The sequence below is a fragment of the Pseudomonas sp. GW821-FHT02A08 genome (assembly GCF_059422045.1).
On sequence record NZ_JBWKWD010000004.1, the window covers coordinates 1 to 18,654 of the forward strand.

At 61.3% G+C, this 18,654-nt stretch carries 17 protein-coding genes; 4 read left to right on the forward strand and 13 right to left on the reverse strand.

What is annotated here, in order from left to right; genetic code table 11:
- From AC07W4_RS04300 to motA, 3 genes are all read right to left on the reverse strand, one after another.
- The coding region (locus tag AC07W4_RS04300; protein ID WP_495031738.1) for a contractile injection system protein, VgrG/Pvc8 family at nucleotides 1-308 on the reverse strand (308 nt) is incomplete at its 3' end.
- Between the two features lie 262 nt (nucleotides 309-570).
- On the reverse strand, nucleotides 571-1,617 hold the full coding sequence (motB, locus tag AC07W4_RS04305; protein ID WP_495031629.1) for a flagellar motor protein MotB: 1,047 nt from the start codon (nucleotides 1,615-1,617) through the stop codon (nucleotides 571-573).
- 3 nt (nucleotides 1,618-1,620) lie between these two features.
- The gene (gene motA, locus AC07W4_RS04310; RefSeq protein WP_495031630.1) at nucleotides 1,621-2,472 is read right to left on the reverse strand and encodes a flagellar motor stator protein MotA; all 852 of its coding nucleotides are present in this window, start codon (nucleotides 2,470-2,472) and stop codon (nucleotides 1,621-1,623) included.
- A gap of 167 nt (nucleotides 2,473-2,639) precedes the next feature.
- On the opposite strand from motA, the gene AC07W4_RS04315 reads away from it, so the two are divergent.
- The 3 genes from AC07W4_RS04315 to asd are packed head-to-tail and all read left to right on the forward strand — an operon-like array spanning nucleotide 2,640 to nucleotide 5,914.
- Nucleotides 2,640-4,178 (forward strand): HDOD domain-containing protein, encoded by a 1,539-nt coding sequence (locus AC07W4_RS04315; protein ID WP_495031631.1) that lies wholly within the window; start codon nucleotides 2,640-2,642, stop codon nucleotides 4,176-4,178.
- A gap of 41 nt (nucleotides 4,179-4,219) precedes the next feature.
- A complete protein-coding gene (locus AC07W4_RS04320; protein ID WP_495031632.1) occupies nucleotides 4,220-5,044 on the forward strand; it encodes a rhodanese-like domain-containing protein in 825 nt (274 codons plus the stop codon).
- A gap of 9 nt (nucleotides 5,045-5,053) precedes the next feature.
- Nucleotides 5,054-5,914, forward strand: a complete 861-nt coding sequence (gene asd / locus AC07W4_RS04325; protein WP_495031633.1) for an archaetidylserine decarboxylase — start codon at nucleotides 5,054-5,056, stop codon at nucleotides 5,912-5,914.
- A gap of 122 nt (nucleotides 5,915-6,036) precedes the next feature.
- Here asd and serB read toward each other — a convergent pair whose 3' ends face one another.
- Nucleotides 6,037-7,251: a phosphoserine phosphatase SerB gene (serB, locus tag AC07W4_RS04330; RefSeq protein ID WP_008048033.1), complete on the reverse strand. Its 1,215-nt coding sequence runs from the start codon at nucleotides 7,249-7,251 to the stop codon at nucleotides 6,037-6,039.
- A 135-nt stretch (nucleotides 7,252-7,386) separates the two neighbouring features.
- Here serB and AC07W4_RS04335 point away from each other — a divergent pair, with 135 nt between their 5' ends.
- Nucleotides 7,387-8,910 (forward strand): AhpA/YtjB family protein, encoded by a 1,524-nt coding sequence (locus AC07W4_RS04335; protein WP_495031634.1) that lies wholly within the window; start codon nucleotides 7,387-7,389, stop codon nucleotides 8,908-8,910.
- A gap of 286 nt (nucleotides 8,911-9,196) precedes the next feature.
- Here the strand turns inward: AC07W4_RS04335 and AC07W4_RS04340 are convergent, their stop codons facing one another.
- From AC07W4_RS04340 to AC07W4_RS04380, 9 genes are all read right to left on the reverse strand, one after another.
- Nucleotides 9,197-9,910, reverse strand: coding sequence for a PqiC family protein (locus tag AC07W4_RS04340; RefSeq protein ID WP_008048031.1), 714 nt, complete (start codon nucleotides 9,908-9,910; stop codon nucleotides 9,197-9,199).
- A 175-nt stretch (nucleotides 9,911-10,085) separates the two neighbouring features.
- Nucleotides 10,086-12,353, reverse strand: a complete 2,268-nt coding sequence (gene parC / locus AC07W4_RS04345) for a DNA topoisomerase IV subunit A (RefSeq protein WP_495031635.1) — start codon at nucleotides 12,351-12,353, stop codon at nucleotides 10,086-10,088.
- A gap of 7 nt (nucleotides 12,354-12,360) precedes the next feature.
- Nucleotides 12,361-12,885 (reverse strand): retropepsin-like aspartic protease family protein, encoded by a 525-nt coding sequence (locus AC07W4_RS04350; RefSeq protein ID WP_495031636.1) that lies wholly within the window; start codon nucleotides 12,883-12,885, stop codon nucleotides 12,361-12,363.
- Nucleotides 12,882-13,871 carry an esterase-like activity of phytase family protein gene (locus tag AC07W4_RS04355; protein WP_495031637.1) on the reverse strand — a complete coding sequence of 330 codons (990 nt, stop codon included), beginning with the start codon at nucleotides 13,869-13,871 and terminating at the stop codon, nucleotides 12,882-12,884. Before AC07W4_RS04355 ends, AC07W4_RS04350 begins: the two co-directional genes overlap by 4 nt.
- Nucleotides 13,871-15,775, reverse strand: coding sequence for a DNA topoisomerase IV subunit B (parE, locus tag AC07W4_RS04360; protein WP_008048017.1), 1,905 nt, complete (start codon nucleotides 15,773-15,775; stop codon nucleotides 13,871-13,873). The genes AC07W4_RS04355 and parE overlap by 1 nt, the downstream gene beginning before the upstream one ends.
- Before the next feature lie 50 nt (nucleotides 15,776-15,825).
- Nucleotides 15,826-16,434, reverse strand: coding sequence for a YqiA/YcfP family alpha/beta fold hydrolase (locus AC07W4_RS04365; RefSeq protein WP_495031638.1), 609 nt, complete (start codon nucleotides 16,432-16,434; stop codon nucleotides 15,826-15,828).
- Between the two features lie 202 nt (nucleotides 16,435-16,636).
- Complete coding sequence (gene cpdA, locus AC07W4_RS04370; protein ID WP_495031639.1) at nucleotides 16,637-17,452, reverse strand: 3',5'-cyclic-AMP phosphodiesterase; 816 nt, start codon at nucleotides 17,450-17,452, stop codon at nucleotides 16,637-16,639.
- Nucleotides 17,453-17,564: 112 nt separating this feature from the next.
- The gene (locus AC07W4_RS04375) at nucleotides 17,565-18,017 is read right to left on the reverse strand and encodes a DUF1249 domain-containing protein (protein WP_007977461.1); all 453 of its coding nucleotides are present in this window, start codon (nucleotides 18,015-18,017) and stop codon (nucleotides 17,565-17,567) included.
- Nucleotides 18,008-18,625, reverse strand: coding sequence for an NUDIX domain-containing protein (locus tag AC07W4_RS04380; RefSeq protein ID WP_495031640.1), 618 nt, complete (start codon nucleotides 18,623-18,625; stop codon nucleotides 18,008-18,010). Before AC07W4_RS04380 ends, AC07W4_RS04375 begins: the two co-directional genes overlap by 10 nt.
- Nucleotides 18,626-18,654: the final 29 nt, after the last annotated feature.

The window sequence follows — 18,654 nt, forward strand, 5'->3', positions numbered from 1 at the left end:
CTCAAGGTGGCCGAATAACAAGCCAGGCCGCCGTCACTGTTCTGCAGGCTGAATCGACTGATGTAGCCGTGAATGTAACGCGCCTCGCCGCTCGCCAGTTCAATCTCGAGTGAGGCCGGTTGTCCCATTAACGACTTGAGTTCCAGGCGCGCATCCTGACTGATCAGCGACAACTCGAAACTGAATAGGGTCGACACGCCCTCGGCGCCGGAAAAGTGCTCGAGCAGCAGCTCCTGCTGGTTCGCAATCGGGGAGGTGAACTTGATCAGACGCCGGTTCTGTGGCGAGAATATTTTTGTCAGTTCCATTAACAAGCTTCCTGCGGCATCAGCGATCCGTGTTTGCCCCAGAAACGGCATGCACCTGTTCCCGGCAAGATCCAAAACGAGGGATTAAGACGCGCAGGAATTTGCTTGTATGTAGGACGCTTCCTTTTTTAGATGCGGATTTGTCAGCACAATCGCGATCGACGGAGTGGCTCTGTACATTTTTTTGTTTTGGGCGGCGGGAGATACGTGGGTATCGGGGGCGAGTCCTGAAGCAGGCGTGAACCTGTTTCAGGACTGGACATCACTGCTTGGGCGCTTCAGCCGGTTTGGCTGACTCACCCGGTTTCGGTGCCGGGTCGTCGAACAGATTCAAACGCTCGCGCAGTTCGTGAGCCGGCAGCGGTTCCTTGTCCGCCGGCAACGCGTTCGGGTCGACCGGTGCGGTCGGTGCTGCGCCTGGTGCAGCCGAACCTTGCGGCGCATCGGGAGCTGGCTCCGCGCCTTGCGAACCTTCGATCGCACGCTGGGCTTTCTTGGTCAGCACGACGATGTCGATACGGCGGTTGACCGGGTTGAACGGATGCTCGCGATCAAACAACGCCGACGAGGCATAACCGACCACGCGCGCCACCTGTGCATCCGGATAGCTGCCCGCCACCAGCGCACGACGTGCGGCGTTGGCACGGTTGGCCGAGAGTTCCCAGTTACCGAAATCACCAGAGCCGGTGTATGGCTTGGCATCGGTGTGGCCGCTGATGCTGATCTTGTTCGGCACCGCCTTGATGGTGTCGGCCATGGCCAGCAGGATGTCTTCGAAATACGGCTTCAAGCGGGCAGAGCCCGAGTCGAACATCGGGCGATTTTCCGCGTCCATGATCTGGATACGCAGGCCGTCCGGGGTAATTTCGAACAGGATCTGGTCCTTGAACTTCTGCAACTGCGGGTTCTCATCAACCTTGTTCTGCAGTTCTTGCAGCAACAGTTCGAGGCGTTCCTTTTCGACCTGCTCGGCCATGCCTTCGACCTGGTCGGTATCCACAGTGACCTTGTCCGGCTGCGGCTGGGACTTCACCTCGGGGTTGAGGGTGTTTTCCGGTGCCATGGTCGGCGTGCCGCCCAGATCGATGATGTACGGCGTGCCGCTTTCGGAAAAGCCGATCGGGTCCTTGAAGTAACCGGCGATGGCGATCTTCTGTTCCGGCGTGGCGGTGGACAGCAGCCACAACACCAGGAAGAACGCCATCATCGCCGTGGCGAAGTCGGCGAAGGCGATTTTCCAGGCGCCCCCATGATGACCGCCGGCGTAGCGCTTGACGCGCTTGATGATTATCGGCTGGTTATTTTCCATTTCTTAACGACCACGAACCGCTTGTTCCAGCTCAGCGAAGCTAGGACGGTGTGCCGGGTACAGAACCTTGCGCCCGAACTCCACGGCCAGCGATGGCGGCATGCCGGAAGCCGAAGCCACCAGCGAAGCCTTGATGGCTTCGTAGACGTTCAGCTCTTCCTTGGCATCGTGGGCCAGGGAATGGGCCAGCGGGCCAAAGAAACCGTAGGCGGCGAGAATACCGAAGAAGGTACCGACCAGTGCCGCACCCACGTGCAGGCCGATGGACTTCTGGTCACCTTCACCCAGCGAAGCCATGGTCACCACGATACCCAGTACCGCCGCGACGATACCGAAACCGGGCATGGCGTCGGCGATGCCGTTGACCGCGTGGGAGGGGTGTTCCAGGTCTTCCTTGAGGCTGAACAGCTCCATGTCGAACAGGCCTTCCAGCTCGTGCGGGGCCATGTTGCCGGAGGACATGATGCGCAGGTAATCACAGATGAACGCGGTCATGCGCTCATCCTTGAGGACCGTCGGGTACTTGGCGAAGATCGGGCTCGCGGCGGCATCTTCGATGTCGCCTTCGATGGCCATCATGCCTTCGCGGCGGCTCTTGTTGAGGATCTCGTAGATCAGGCCCAGCACTTCAAGGTAGAAGCCGTGGTTGAAACGCGAACTGAACATGCCCAGGGACTTCTTGAGCACGTGCATCGTCATGTAGCCGGGGTTGGCCTGCAGGAAGGCGCCGAGGGCCGCACCGCCAATGATCATGACCTCGAAAGGCTGGATCAGGGCGGCAATCTTGCCGTGGGAAAGCACGTATCCGCCAAGCACGCTCGCGAATACGACGATGATGCCGATAATTTTAGCCATAGGTTAGGAGAGCACTTACTGAGTCGGGTTCAAGGTCATATTCGGAAGTTAAAAAATCTCTTCTTCTACTTATCGGCAAAACTGCGCCAGACTATAGCCAGTTCAGGCGAAAAGCTAATTTGACCCCTTCCGGGCACAGGTAATGTTGACGATGATCGCCTCCCACCATGGTTAACGAAACGAACGCTCCAACCCCGAAACCGACGACGCTCGAAGGCTGGGTCAAGCTTCTCGATGGCGTGCGCCTGCCGGTTCCGCAAGCCAGTCACGACCGGGTCTGCAAGGCCATCGGCGACAACCGCAGCTCGCTGCGCGATATCGCTGACCTCATGCAAGGCAGCCCTGCCCTGGCCTTGAGCGTGATTCGCGAAGCCAACCGGCATACCCATGGCGGTATGACCGAGCCTGCGGAAAACCTTGAGGTTGCGATCAATCGCCTCGGCCTGAAGCGCACCGAAGAACTGCTCGCGCGGTTGCCCGCCGAACCCCAGTCCGAGATCCCCAAAGCCCTGCGTCAGTTGCAGATGATCAGCCAGCACGCCACGCAACAGGCCAACGGTTTTTTTGCCAGTCGCCTGGCGCGGCTGTGGCAGGACATCCACTGGGGCAGCCTGCTGTTTCTTTCGCCCCTGTGGCCGCTGGCGTTGACCCATCCGAAACTGCTCGAAGACTGGGAGTTGCGGGTCATCCATAAAGGCGAGTCGGCACGCAAAGTCGAACAGCAACTGTTTGGCGTACGCCTGCTGGACATCGGCCAGGCGCTGGTGGAGCTCTGGCGCTTGCCGATCTGGGTGCAGCAGGGCTATCGATTACTGCTTACTGAACAGCGAGAACTGGTGAAGGTCCTGCGTATCGCCCGTGACAGCGAACATCCACTGCGCCAGCAGAACCGCCTCGATGACGATCCGACCCTGCGCCGCTGGCTCAATCAACCGGCCAATACGGTGCTGCTGGCCAACGGTCTGGCGCTGTCGGCACAACACGCCTGGGACAGCCCGCACAGTGAACGCTGGCAGTACCTGACCAGCCTTTACCTGCAAATGCCGATGGATGAGGTGCAACAGCAACTGCACCAGCAAGCCGCCAACAGCGCGCGCCATCACGCCATGCCCGACCTCTGGCACCCCGCCGAATCGTTGATCTGGCCGTGGGGCATGAACCGTGTCCACTCAGGCTTGCTACCGGCCGCCGGACCCACTGCCGAAGATCTGGCGAAGTGGCGCAAGCAATGCGCCGAACTGCTGGTCGAGCCGAGCCGCTTCACCAATGCCATGCACTTGACCATCGCTGCCCGCGATGCTCTGGTGGCCTGCGGCATGCGTCGGGTGATGATCCTGATGGCCGACCGCACCCATGCCAACCTGCGCGTGCACCAGACGGCCGGCCTGCCGAAGGAAGCGGCCGGGCTGAATTTCGTGGTCAGCCAGAGCAACGTATTGCAACGCCTGCTCGCGCAACAGGCCCAGGTGCGCCTGACGCCAGCGAACAACGCGCAATTCTCGGCCCTGCTGCCCAACAACCTGCGCTCACAGTTCAGCGGCGAACACCTGCTGCTGCGTTCGCTCGTCAACAATGGCCGGGTGATCATGATCGTCGTGGCGGATCAGGGCGGCGGGCCGTTTTCGGAAATTTCCGTACAGGCCTTCGGCAAAACCGCGCAGTGCATCGAAAAAGCCCTGCACAGCTTTAGCCACCGAGGCCAATAAGCTGCGTTACAATCTTCCCTTTTGTGCTCTGGAGACCTCACATGTCTGACTTCTCTGGCTTGCCGCTGGTGATCGAGCCGAGCGACTTGCTCCCCCGCCTCGACGCCCGCGAACTGATTCTGGTGGACTTGACCAGTCCCGCCCGCTACGCCGAAGGGCACATTCCCGGCGCGCGCTTTGTCGATCCGAAACGCACGCAGCTGGGGCAGGCACCCGCCCCGGGACTGATGCCCCCGCAGGCAGCACTCGAAACGCTGTTTGGCGAACTGGGACACAATCCCGATGCGGTCTACGTAGTGTATGACGACGAAGGCGGCGGTTGGGCCGGGCGCTTCATCTGGCTGCTGGACGTCATCGGCCACAGCAAGTACCACTATGTCGACGGCGGCCTGACGGCCTGGCTGGCAGAAGGTTTGCCCATGTCGATCCAGATCCCGCCAGCCGTGGGCGGCCCGGTTTCTCTGACCTTGCACGACGAACCCACCGCCACCCGTGAGTACCTGCAAAGCCGTCTCGGCGCCGCCGACCTGGCCATCTGGGACGCACGCGGGCCGCTGGAGTATTCCGGCGAGAAGGTCCTGGCGGCCAAGGGCGGGCACATTCCCGGCGCGGTCAATTTCGAATGGACCGCCGGCATGGATCAGGCACGCCAGCTGCGCATCCGCACCGACATGCCGCAGATCCTCGAACAACTCGGGATCAGCAAAGACAAAGAAGTGATTACCCACTGCCAGACACACCATCGGTCTGGCTTCACCTATCTGGTGGCCAAGGCTCTCGGTTATCCGCGGGTCAAGGGCTACGCCGGCTCTTGGGGCGAATGGGGCAACCATCCCGATACCCCGGTAGAAATTCAAGATTTTTAAGGACTGTTAATGAACAAGCGTCTGTTTCTCCTCGGCCAGTACCTGCTGCCCCACAATTTGCTCTCGCGACTGGCCGGCTGCATCGCCGAATGCCGCGTGCGCTGGTTCAAGAATGCCTTTACCGCCTGGTTCGCCAAGCGCTATCAAGTGGACATGTCCCAGGCGCTGGTCGAAGACCTGACCGCCTACGAGCACTTCAACGCGTTCTTCACCCGCGCGCTGAAAGACGGTGCCCGCCCGCTGGACGAGACTCCGGGCGCGATCCTCAGCCCGGCCGACGGCGCGATCAGCCAGCTTGGCCCGATCGAGCACGGCCGCGTGTTCCAGGCCAAGGGCCACAGCTTCAGCGTGCTGGAACTGTTGGGTGGCGATGCGGCGAATGCTGCGCCGTTCATGGGCGGTGACTTCGCGACTATCTACCTGTCGCCGAAGGACTACCACCGCGTGCACATGCCGCTGGCCGGTACCCTGCGCGAGATGGTCTACATTCCGGGTCGTCTGTTCTCGGTCAACCAGACCACCGCTGAAAACGTTCCGGAACTGTTCGCCCGCAACGAGCGCGTGGCGTGCATTTTCGACACCGAGCGCGGGCCGATGGCCGTGGTGCTGGTGGGCGCGATGATCGTGGCGTCGATTGAAACCGTCTGGGCCGGGCTGGTCACACCGCCGAAGCGCGAGCTGAAAACCTTCCGCTACGACGAAGCCGCGCGCGCGCCGATCCATCTGGAAAAAGGTGCGGAACTGGGCCGCTTCAAGCTGGGCTCGACCGCCGTCGTGCTGTTCGGGCCGGATCAGGTGAAGTGGGCTGAAGAAATGTCCGCCGGTACAGCGGTGCAGATGGGTCAGGGCATGGGCTCACCAAAAGCCTGACCTGTTGAAGATCTGAATGTGGGAGCGGGCTTGCTCGCGAAAGCGGACTGACAGTCAACATAGATGTTGAATGTGACGACGCCTTCGCGAGCAAGCCCGCTCCCACATTTATATGGGGTGTATCAGAGCTGGCCGTCGCGATCGCGCAATCCCAGCAGATACAGCACGCCATCCAGACCCAGCGTCGAAATCGCCTGCCTGGCCGACTGTTTCACCAGCGGCTTGGCGCGGAACGCCACGCCCAACCCGGCAATCGCCAGCATCGGCAAGTCATTCGCACCGTCGCCGACCGCAATGGTCTGCTCCAGGCGCAAGCCTTCCTTGTGTGCCAGTTCCTTCAGCAAATCCGCCTTGCGCTGCGCATCGACGATCGGCTCGACCGCCACACCGGTGACTTTGCCGTCGACCACTTCCAGTTCGTTGGCGAACACGTAGTCGATACCCAGCTTGGCCTGCAATTGCTTGGCGAAGTAAGTGAAGCCGCCCGACAGAATCGCTGTCTTGTAGCCCAGGCGCTTGAGTTCGGCGAACAGGGTTTCGGCGCCTTCGGTCAGGCGCAGCGAGGCGCCGATGGAGTCCAGCACATTGACGTCCAGACCTTTGAGCAAGGCCAGGCGTTCCTTGAAGCTGGCGCGGAAGTCCAGTTCGCCGGCCATCGCCCGCTCAGTGATTTGCGAAACCTTGTCACCCACGCCAGCCGCCTTGGCCAGTTCATCGATCACTTCGGCTTCGATCAGGGTCGAGTCCATGTCGAACACCGCCAGGCGACGGTTGCGACGGAACAGCGAATCTTCCTGGAAGGCGATATCGACGTTCAGTTCCTGGGCGACGCTGAGGAATTCGGCCCGCAGCGCCTGCGGATCAGCCGCTTCGCCACGCACGGAAAACTCGATGCAGCCCTTGCCCTTGTCGGCCGGGGTGTCCAGCGGCATGCGCCCGGACAGACGATCGATGTGGTCGATGTTCAGGCCATATTTGGCGGTGATCGAACTCACGGCCTGCAACTGCCCGGCTGTCACCTTGCGGGTCAACAGGGTCACGATGTGGCGCTTTTTGCCCTGGTTGCCGACCCACTGCTGGTAATCCTGTTCGGACACCGGCGTGAAACGCACCTGTTGATCGAGCTCGTAGCCCTTGAACAGGATGTCCTTGAGCACGGACTTGCCTTGCTCGGTGTCGGGAATTTCAACCAGGATGCCGAACGACAAGGTGTCGTGGATCACCGCCTGACCGATGTCGAGAATGTTCACACCACCCTGGGCCAGAACGCCGGTAATGGCCGCAGTCAGACCCGGACGGTCGACTCCCGTGATGTTTATCAGGACGATTTCGCGCAAGGCGCACCCCCGCAGGTGGAAAAAAAACGCATTCTACCGACTTTCAGTGACCATCGGGCACCGTGAGCGCTTTGACGGTCTAGGGCCTGTCGCTATACTGCGCGTCAACTTCACGGACAAAAGAGCCGAGCTCAAGTGAACCGGCCTACGCCAGTAAAAACCGATAACTTCTTCCTGCTGATCTTCCGGGCACTGCGCCACCGCCGTGTACCGATTGCATTGCGCATCGCCAGCCATAACGTGATCCTGGTCGCCCTGGCCCTGGTCATCTATGCCGGTGTGATGGGCCTGCAGTTCAAGCAGGCCATGCACGAGCAGGCGGATGCGCTGGGCGAAAGCCTGACTACGCAGACGGCCACTTCGGCCACGGAGCTGTTGGTGTCCAACGACATCCTCAGCCTCAATGTGCTGCTCAATAACCTGACCAAGAACAAGCTGGTGGCCCACGCCGCCATCTACAGTCCGGACAACCGCATCCTTGCCGAATCCGGCCAGCGTCCCAAGCATGGCCTGCTGGGTGAAGCCGAGGGCATGTACCAGAGCAAGATCACCTTCCAGGACGTGACTGCCGGGCAATTGCGTATCAGCCTGGACATGGACCAGTTCCAGCAGCCGATGACTATCAGCCTGCAAAGCATGGGCATTCTGAGCGCCATCCTGCTGGCCCTGTCCCTGGCCCTGAGCCTGCGCATGGGGCGCTATCTCTCCACCCCACTGCTGCAACTGCGGGTGTGGCTGCGCAATATCGATGAATACACCCCGGCCACCGACCGCCAGGACGAAATCGGCGACCTGGCGCGCCAGTTGCACGCCAACTTCGCCCCGGAACCCGCCCCCGTGCCGGAGCCGGAACCGGAACCGGAATTCGACGACATGGATGACGAGGCCGACCCGGCCTTCGAAGTCCGTAACCTGCGCGACCCGAGTTTCGACGAGAGCCGCCCGGTAGCGGCGCTCAAGCCAGCGCCACGGCAGATCGTCAGCACCGTCGAAGACGACGATGATGAAGACCCGTTCGCCGACCTGCGCGACGAGTCGCTGGACAGCACCCCACAACCGGTTATTCGCAAGGCCACGCCGAGCGTGCCGCAACACAGCGCGGTACTGGCGGTGCAACTGGGCTCCCAGGAGCAACTGCGACGCCTGCCGCGGGCGCGACTTGAAGAGCTGCTCGAACGCTATCGCGACTGCCTCGACCAGGCCGCTTCGCTGTATCAAGGCGAAGTGGAGACCTTGAACGATGGCAGCACACTGATGCTGTTCCACACCGAAGACAGCGGCGACGACTACCTGACCAACGCCATTTGCTGTGGCGAGCTGCTGCGGGCCTTGGGCCACCAGTTGCAGATCGAAGTCGCGGACAGCGGCATCACCCTGCAATTGCAGCTGGGCCTGACCCTGGGCGATGAGCTGTTCGGCCTGAGCCAGATCGACCTGCTGCTGACCGACCCCGCCCAGGACGCCCTGGCCCTGTCGCAACACAGCCGTAACCTGCTGCTGGTGGAGCGCAAGATCAGTGACGACGCGTTGATCCGCCAGCGCGCACGGATCCGCCCGATTGCCAGCCCTGAAGGTGCATGCTGCGTGGAACGGTTGATGGAGCCGTACCCATCGATGCTGGAACGGCAATTGGCGCGGATGCACGAACGCCGCGCGTAGGAGCTGCCGAAGGCTGCGATCTTTTAGCCTTTAAACATGGAAGCCCGCAGATGAGTGATCGTCTGCGGGCTTTTTTGTTGTCAGTACCTACGCCTTCGCGGGCAAGCCCGCTCCCACAGTGTCCGCGTCGTACACAAATTATGTGAACACCCCCTGAACCTGTGGGAGCGGCGGTGCGGCGATCCGACTTGCCCGCGAAGAGGCCGGAACTGACACCAAATATCTCCAACCTGCAGAAACAACAAAGCCCGCATCAATGCGGGCTTTGTTTCAAATCCATCCAGGCTTAGAAGCGGAACACTTCCATATCCGTACGAATAGGCGCGGCCATCGGGATCTTCGGCTGCTTTTCCTGCTCTACCGCAGGTGCTGGCGCCTTGGCTGCCGGTTTGCGCGGAACTTCGGCGATCGGCGGCTGATTGGCCAGGGGCTTGAGCGCCACCGACAGTTGTTCGGCCAGTCGTTGCAACAACACACCCTGTGCCTGGACCTGCGCCGCCGTGGTACCGGCATGCTGCTCCTGCAAATGGATGATGCGGTTGTCGCGGACCTGCCCGCGACGATCGATCAGGCGCCATTGCGCGTCGAGAATCGCCGGTTGTTTTTCACCCGAGTCCAGCCGCGTGATGGTCAGCAGTACCTGAACATCCGGGGTGAAGCCCACTGTCGCCGGGGCCAGCACTACGCGCTGGCTGTCCAGATGACCTGCGACCTGACGCAGCAGCAGTTGGTCGATATCCGACGAAAGGCTGCCGGCCCAACGACCGTCCGTCGAGGCTTGCAGGCTGCCATCGGGCTGACGCTGCAACAGGGTTTCGCGTTGCAGGTAGTCGGCCACGGTGACCGGCCCCAACAATACCGCCATGCCTGCGTTCTGTGCAGGCTGAACCGGACTTCCAGCGTCCAGCTGATACAACGACACCGGTTGGTGAACGCTGCAACCCGCCAAGCCAAGAACGCCGGCGAGCAAAAGAATAAAAGGAAGGCGCAGAGCAGTCATCGTCCCATCCAGGTGATCGCAAAAAGGCTGACCACAGTAAAAATACTCAATAAATATGAAGAACGCGCGGCAGTGCCGGCGCTTGAAAGGCCATATCATCCGTGAATATGCGTTCCGACTCCAGCGCAAAGCGCCGAACTACGGGTTAATTCGTAGTTCGGCGCTTCTATGTCGCCTAATTTTGGTTTTCGACGAGCAGTGCATCTACCCGCTGGAAACCACGCGGCAATTTATTGCCACGACGGCCACGTTCACCCTTGTAGTGCTCGAGGTCGTCCGCTTTCAGTGACAAGGTACGTTTGCCGGCCTGCAACACCAGTGTTGCACCGTCCGGCAATACGGCGATGTCCGTCACAAACTCTTCGCGACTGGCTACTCGCTCACCGGGAATCCCGATGATCTTGTTGCCTTTGCCCTTACCTAATTGTGGCAGGTCGCTGATTTTGAAGATCAGCAGGCGACCTTCGGTCGTCACCGACGCCAGCCAGTTCTGCTCACGATCGGCCACAGGCCGCGGCAGCATGACCTTGGCGTTGTTCGGCAGGCTCAACAGCGCCTTGCCCGCCTTGTTCTTGGCCTGCAGGTCTTCACCCTTGACCACGAAACCGTAGCCGGCGTCGGAAGCGATCACGTACAGCGCATCGTCTTCGGGCATCAGCACGCATTCGAAACTCGCCCCTGGCGGCGGCGTCAGGCGACCGGTCAGTGGCTCGCCCTGGCCACGGGCCGACGGCAGAGTGTGGGCGGCCACCGAATAACTGCGACCGGTGGAGTCGATAAACACAGCAAACTGGTTGGAGCGCCCGGCTGCCAGCGCCTTGAAACCGTCCCCGGCCTTGTAGGAAAGCCCAGTGGCGTCGATTTCGTGGCCTTTGGCGGAGCGAATCCAGCCTTTTTCCGACAGCACCACCGTCACTTTCTCGTTCGGCAGCAGATCGTGCTCGGTCAGGGCCTTGGCTTCGGCGCGCTCGACGATAGGCGACCGGCGGTCATCACCGTAGGTTTCAGCGTCCTTGATCAGTTCGCTGCGCACCAGTTTTTTCAACTTGGCTTCGCTGCTCAGCAGGGCTTGCAGCTTGGCTTGCTCCTTGAGCAGTTCATCCTGCTCGGCACGCAGCTTCATCTCTTCCAGTCGCGCCAGCTGACGCAAACGGGTGTCGAGGATGTAGTCGGCCTGGATCTCGCTCAGGGCGAAGCGTTCGATCAGTTTGGCCCGTGGCTGCTCCTCGGTACGGATGATGTGGATCACTTCATCCAGGTTGAGGTAGGCAATCAACAAACCGTCCAACAGGTGCAGGCGACGCTCGACCTTGTCGAGGCGAAATTGCAGGCGACGACGCACGGTCTGCACCCGGAACTCCAGCCATTCGACCAGCAGCGCCCGCAGGTTCTTCAGCTGCGGCTTGCCGTCCAGGCCGATGATGTTGATGTTGACCCGGTAGCTCGACTCCAGCTCGGTGCTGGCGAACAGGTGCTGCATCAGCGCATCGTGGTCGAAGTTTTTCCGCGCCCCCGGAATGATCACGATCCGGCACGGGTTTTCGTGGTCGGATTCGTCACGCAGGTCGGCAATTTGTGGCGCCTTGGACGGTTTGGCCTGCATCATCGCGGCGATCTGTTCCAGCACCTTGGCGCCCGAGACCTGGTGCGGCAGCGCGGTGACGATGATGTCGCCGTCTTCGATGTGATACACGGCACGCATGCGCACCGAACCGCGACCGGTTTCGTAGATTTTCAGCAGGTCGGCGCGCGGGGTGATGATTTCCGCTTCGGTCGGGTAGTCCGGGCCCTGGATGTGTTCACAGAGCTGTTCGACCGTGGCCTTGGGCTCGTCGAGCAAGCGCACGCAGGCCGTGGCGACTTCCCGCAGGTTGTGCGGCGGAACGTCGGTGGCCATGCCCACGGCGATACCGGTGGTGCCGTTGAGCAGAATGTTCGGCAGGCGGGCCGGCAACACCAGCGGCTCGTCCAGCGTGCCGTCGAAGTTCGGGCCCCAGTCCGCCGTGCCCTGGCCCAGTTCGCTGAGCAGCACTTCGGAATAACGCGACAACCGCGCTTCGGTGTAACGCATGGCCGCGAAGGACTTGGGATCATCCGGCGCACCCCAGTTGCCCTGGCCATCGACCAGCGTGTAGCGATAGCTGAACGGCTGTGCCATCAGCACCATGGCTTCGTAGCAGGCCGAATCGCCGTGGGGGTGGAATTTACCCAGCACGTCACCGACGGTACGCGCCGACTTCTTGTGCTTGGAATCGGCGTCCAGCCCCAACTCGCTCATCGCATAAATAATGCGGCGCTGTACCGGTTTCAGGCCGTCGCCGATATGCGGCAGGGCACGGTCCATGATCACGTACATGGAGTAGTTGAGGTAGGCATTTTCGGTGAAGTCAGCCAGTGACCGGCGTTCTACACCGTCCAGGCTGAGATCAAGGGAGTCGCTCATGCGGGCCTCATCGGTTCGTTGTCTGGCGCAGCAGCATGGTGCCACCGCGCTGGGTAAATTCAAGTTTGTTCAGTGCACTCATGCCGAGCAACACCTGATCGCCATGCAGCCCCGGGGCCACCAGTGCGCGCACATCCCGCAGCACGATGTCGCCCAGTTGCAGGCGTTCGATACGGGTGCGATAGCCCTGGCTCAGGCCATTGGCCGTGCTCAGGGTCACGCCGAATCCTTCTTCGAGCTTCAAGCGCTTGGCCAGGTCCGCCGGAATCGACACATCGGTCGCCCCGGTATCGAGCATGAAGTCCACCGGCTGGCCGTTGATCTGGCCGCTGGCAACGAAATGCCCCTGCACATTGCTGACCAGTTTCACCTCGATGAAACCTTCGCCCTGCTCCGAACTGACTACCACATTCGGATTTTGCTGACGCGCTTCCCACTGGGCAAAAAACCGCGTGGCCAGGAACAGTGCCGCACACCAGGCCAGCACCATGAACACCCGGCCGATGCGCTGCCCCGGGCTTTGTTGCCTCATGGCCTGGCACTCCAGCCACCTTCCGGTGCAGCGAAGCGCCAGACCACCGGGCGGACTTCGCCATCGGCGCGCGCGCCGAAGTTATTGTCGACACCGATCCAGGCGCCATCGGCATCCACGATCAACGCTTCTTCCAGCCCGTAATTCTGAGAATAACGGCGGTTTTCCTGCAACAACTCGGCGGCGTACGACCAGCAGCGCTCGACCTTGGCCGTCTGCGCATCCCGGCGGCAGATCTGGAAGGCGTTGCGTTCAAGGGTGAACAGCTTGCCGTTGAACAGCGACAGGTCAGAAAAATCCCGCGGGACAGCCTTGGCATGGGGAAACTGCTCGGGCTGCATTTCCATGCCCGCCTCGCTCAGCAGCACGCAACCACCGTCGCAATCCCACAGGGTCTGTTTGCGCTTGATCATCAGCAGCCCCCGGCCTTGACGCTCGGCGGCGAGCCACATCTGATCGCCCGCCGAATTGATCGCCAGCCCTTCGAACAGCGCATTGAATTGCAACAGCAGGCCTCTGGCCCGTGCCTCGCGAACCATCATCGGCGAGATTTTCAGCCAATTTGCGGGTCCCATCAGTGGCACTTGCAAGACAGCGGCATGGCCTTCGCTGACGATGTAGCGATTGCCGGCGTTGTCGCAGGTGATGCCTTCGAAGTCCAGATCACCGCCGCGCACGAACGAAGCCCCCCAGACACGAGTCTTCAGCCCCCAGGGCAAACCGCTGTCAGGCACCGGCGGTACGTCGATGTGCACCGTTTGTGCCCGCCACACGGATTCGCGGGTATCGAGGCGGTAGATCTGGTCATCGTCACGGTCGGAAACCGCCCAAAGGTCATTGCCGCACTGCGCCAGCCCGGACAAGTTGCCGCCGCGCATGCCGTCGATGACATGCCCGGACAACACGCGCAGCTGTGGCGCCGGCTCGGCGGATGCCGTAATCGACGTCAGCAGCAACCCACAGGCCAGGGCAAAGCCCAGACGCATCAGCCCAGCACCTCGGCCAGGTTGCCCTTGGACTCCAGCCAGGTCTTGCGGTCACCGGCGCGTTTCTTCGCCAGCAGCATGTCCATCATTTCCGAGGTGGCCTCGAAATCTTCCAGGGTCAACTGCACCAGACGCCGGGTGTTCGGGTCCATGGTGGTCTCGCGCAGCTGCGGCGGATTCATTTCGCCCAGCCCCTTGAATCGGGTGACCTGCGGCTTGCCGCGCTTCTTCTCGGCCACCAGGCGATCGAGGATACCATCGCGTTCGGCTTCATCGAGGGCGTAGTAGATCTCCTTGCCCAGGTCGATGCGGTACAACGGCGGCATCGCGACGTAGACGTGACCGGCATCCACCAACGGGCGGAAATGCTGGACGAACAAGGCGCACAGCAAGGTCGCGATGTGCAGACCGTCGGAGTCGGCGTCGGCGAGGATGCAGATCTTGCCGTAGCGCAGCTGGCTCATGTCCGCCGCGCCCGGATCGACGCCGATGGCCACGGCGATGTTGTGCACTTCCTGGCTGGCCAGCACTTCGCTGCCGTCGACTTCCCAGGTGTTGAGAATCTTGCCGCGCAACGGCAGGATCGCCTGGAACTCCTTGTCCCGCGCTTGCTTGGCCGAACCGCCGGCGGAATCACCTTCCACCAGGAACAGTTCGGAACGCATCGGGTCCTGCCCGGCACAGTCGGCCAGCTTGCCCGGTAGCGCCGGGCCTTGGGTAATGCGTTTGCGCTCGACCTTCTTGCTGGCCTTGAGGCGACGGCCGGCGTTGTTGATCGCCAGTTCCGCCAGCAGCATGCCGGTTTCCGGGTTGGCGTTGAGCCACAGGCTGAACGCATCCTTGACCACACCGGAGACGAACGCCGCCGCTTCACGGGACGACAGGCGCTCCTTGGTCTGGCCGGAAAATTGAGGCTCCTGCATCTTCATCGACAACACAAAGGCAATGCGTTCCCAGACGTCTTCCGGCGCCAGCTTCACGCCACGCGGCAACAGGCTGCGGAATTCGCAGAATTCGCGCATGGCGTCGAGCAGGCCTTGGCGCAAGCCGTTGACGTGGGTACCGCCCTGGGCGGTCGGGATCAGGTTGACGTAGCTTTCCTGGACCGCGTCGCCACCTTCGGGCAGCCACAGCAGCGCCCAGTCCACCGCTTCCTTGTTGCCGGCAAAGGCGCCGCAGAACGGTTCGTCCGGCAGGCGCTCGAATTCGCTGACCGCATCCACCAGATAGGAACGCAGGCCGTCTTCGTAATGCCATTCGACTTTCTCGCCGGTGGCCTTGTCTTCAAAGCTGACCAGCAGCCCAGGGCACAACACGGCCTTGGCCTTGAGCACATGCTTGAGGCGGCTGATGGAGAATTTCGGGGAGTCGAAGTATTTCGGATCCGGCGCAAAGAACACGCTGGTGCCGGTGTTACGCTTGCCGACGGTGCCGATCACTTCCAGCTCGGTCTTTTTGTAACCGTCAGCGAAAGTCATCTGATATTCGTTGCCGTCACGTTTTACACGCACCCGCACTTCGGTGGACAAGGCGTTGACCACGGAAATACCCACCCCGTGCAGACCGCCGGAGAACTGGTAGTTCTTGTTGGAAAACTTGCCACCGGCATGCAGCTTGGTGAGGATCAACTCGACACCCGAAACGCCTTCCTCGGGGTGAATGTCCACCGGCATGCCACGGCCGTCATCGCTGACTTCCAGGGAGTGGTCGGCATGCAGGATCACCTGCACCGATGAGGCATGCCCGGCCAAGGCTTCGTCGACACTGTTGTCGATGACTTCCTGGGCAAGGTGGTTCGGCCGACTGGTGTCGGTGTACATGCCGGGGCGTTTGCGCACCGGGTCGAGGCCCGAGAGGACTTCGATGGCGTCTGCGTTATAAGAGCTAGCGCTGGGAGTGGCCATGGGGTCTCGTCGTCAGTGTTCGGTGAAAAAAGAATTCATGGGGCTATCGCTCACAATGCGGTGAAATCGATTGCCTGATACGAATCGGCGCCAATGCCGGCAAAACTCAATATGGCCGGCAGTCGCGTGGCAAATCCCTGGAAACTGTGGTCGCCGCCAGCCTGGATACGCAAGGCGCATGCCCGGTAATACTGCTGGGCGAGGCGATAGTCCAGCGTTTCGTCAGCCGTCTGCAACCATACCTGATAACGCTGTGGATCCTGGGGCGCCGGCACTTCCAGTTCGGCCAGGGCCGTCACGTGGTCGTGGGTCATTTCCCAGGTCTCTTCGGTATACAGGTTTTTCTGCGTCCCCAGAAAGCCGTCGAACATCCGGTGCGGGCTGACGGCAGGGTTGATCAACAGGGCTTTCAAGCCAAGGCGCTCGGCCAGGTGAGTGGCATAGTAGCCGCCGAGCGAGCTGCCGACCAGCAGTGGCCGCCCCAACTCGGCAATCGCCTGCTCCAGCTGCCCGATAGCCTGGCGCGGGTGATGGTGCATTGCCGGAACGCGCAAGTGTTCGCTCAGGCCCAGACGCTCCATCACCTCGACCAACTGACAGGCCTTCTTCGACAACGGCGAGCTGTTGAAGCCGTGGATATAAAGGATCGAACCGGACATTTGAGCTCCCTGACGTCGGCTAAAGAGGCTGAGTTTACAGGGACTCTGGGGAATCGGGGATATCCGCGAAATTCAAGGTGTCTGTGTAGGCGCCTTCGCGAGCAAGCCCGCTCCCACAGGGGATTTGTGACCGACGCCAATCCCCTGTGGGAGCGGGCTTGCTCGCGAAGGCCGCGCCCCGGTTTTCCAGCAAAATGAAAAATCAGTAGCCGTTGGAGCCATAATCCACGGTGAAATCAAACCCGGTAACCCGCTCCACCCCGGTTTCCAGCCGCCCGTCGGGCAACAGCCGCAACCAGCGATAACCCGGTGCCTGTTCCCCAACCTTGAAATCCTCGCTGCCCGGTTCGAACTGAATGCAGGTCGACGGCGAGGCGATCAGACGCACGCCGTTACGTATTTGATCGATTTCCTGGTGCACATGCCCCCACAGCACGGCACGCACCTGTGGAAAACGATCCAGCACTTCAAAAAACGCCTCGGGATTGCGCAGACCGATAGGCTCCATCCACGCGCAACCAATCGAAACCGGATGATGGTGGAAGCACACCAGATGATGACGCTCCGGCGCTTCGCTCAACGCGCGGGCGAGCAACTGCAGCTGTTCATCCTCCAAATAACCCGGCACCGAGCCTGGCACCGCCGAATCGAGCAACGTGACCCGCCAGTTGCCGATATCCACCACAGGTTCGAGCAATGCGCTCTGCACCGCCGCCTCGGCCATGATCCGCGGCTCATCGTGATTGCCGGGAATCCAGCGCGCCGGCGCATCGAGCTGGCGCGACATGTCGCGAAACTGCTGGTAAGACTCCAGCGTCCCGTCCTGAGAGAGGTCGCCCGTGGCCAGGATCAAGTCAATCCGCGGCTGTTGCCCGCGCACCAGCTCAATGACCCTTTGCAGGCTGTCGCGGGTGTTCATGCCCAGCAACGCGCCGTCCGCTTCGGCAAACAGGTGGCTGTCGGAGAGTTGCACCAGCAACGCCGGATCGGCGGTGGTCAATGTGGATACGCTCGGCAAGGCGTTCTCCCAGGGCGTGATCACGGGGATGGGTAAGTGCCGCAATTATGCTGGGGGACGATCGAAAGAGGAAATCTGTGAACCTGACGCAGTTCACAACTGCGGCTCACAATTAACGCACTACTTCGTACTCATGCCCCAGCGCCAGGCAATGACTCAGCCATTCGCCCAGAAACATGTTCAGCTGGGCCTTTTCGTCCGGCTGGTGCATCGAGGCATTCGGGTAAGGATAGATGCCGCGAAAGCGTCGTGCATGTTCGGCGCTGACCACTTCGGCCATGCGCGCGTCGTGATAGACCTGCACTTCCAGTTGCGGCACCGGCAGCCAGGGCAGGCTGTGTTCCTGACGCACTTGCAGGGTCGTGGTGTAAGGACAGGTCAGCAGTACCTCCAGAGCCAGCACACCGAGCATCTGGTCGCCATGGGTCACGGCGATGCGCCGCGCGGCAGGCTCGCTGCGCATGTCCGGCAGCAGTCGCATCAAGCGCGCGTAGTTCGCCTCGCAGGATGCTTGCAGCCCCACCAGGTCCACCCGATAGCGATCGCGCAGCTTGTTTACGACCATAGCCCCCTCACTTCAACGCGGTTCAAAGCCAGCCATTGCAAGGCAATGATGCTCGCCGCGTTGGCAATACGCCCGTCGCGCACGGCTTGCAGGGCATCTTCGAAAGCCCAGACCGTAACGCGGATGTCTTCTGCCTCTTCCTCCAGCCCATGCAGGCCGCCAACCCCGGTAGTGTCGCAACGCCCCAGGTACAGATGCACGAATTCGTTGCTGCCGCCCGGCGATGGAAAGTATTTGGTCATCGGCCAGAGCGCCCCGATTTCAAGCCCAGCTTCCTCCTGCGCCTCGCGGTGAGCAACAGCTTCCGGCACTTCATCCTTGTCGATCAGACCAGCGACCAGTTCGATCAGCCACGGGTTGTCGGTCTTGTCCATGGCCCCGACGCGAAACTGCTCGATCAGCACCACTTCATCGCGCAGCGGATCGTAAGGCAGCATGCATACCGCGTCATGACGAACGAACACTTCACGATTGATTTCGCGGCTCATGCCCCCGGCGAACAATTCGTGGCGCAAGTGCACGCGTTCGAGTTTGTAGAAGCCCTCGTAGCACTTTTCGCGCCGCACGATATCAACGGCGGTCGGAATGGCGTTGGTAAAATCCGTCATGACTATCCTCTTTTACTGCAAATCCTGTT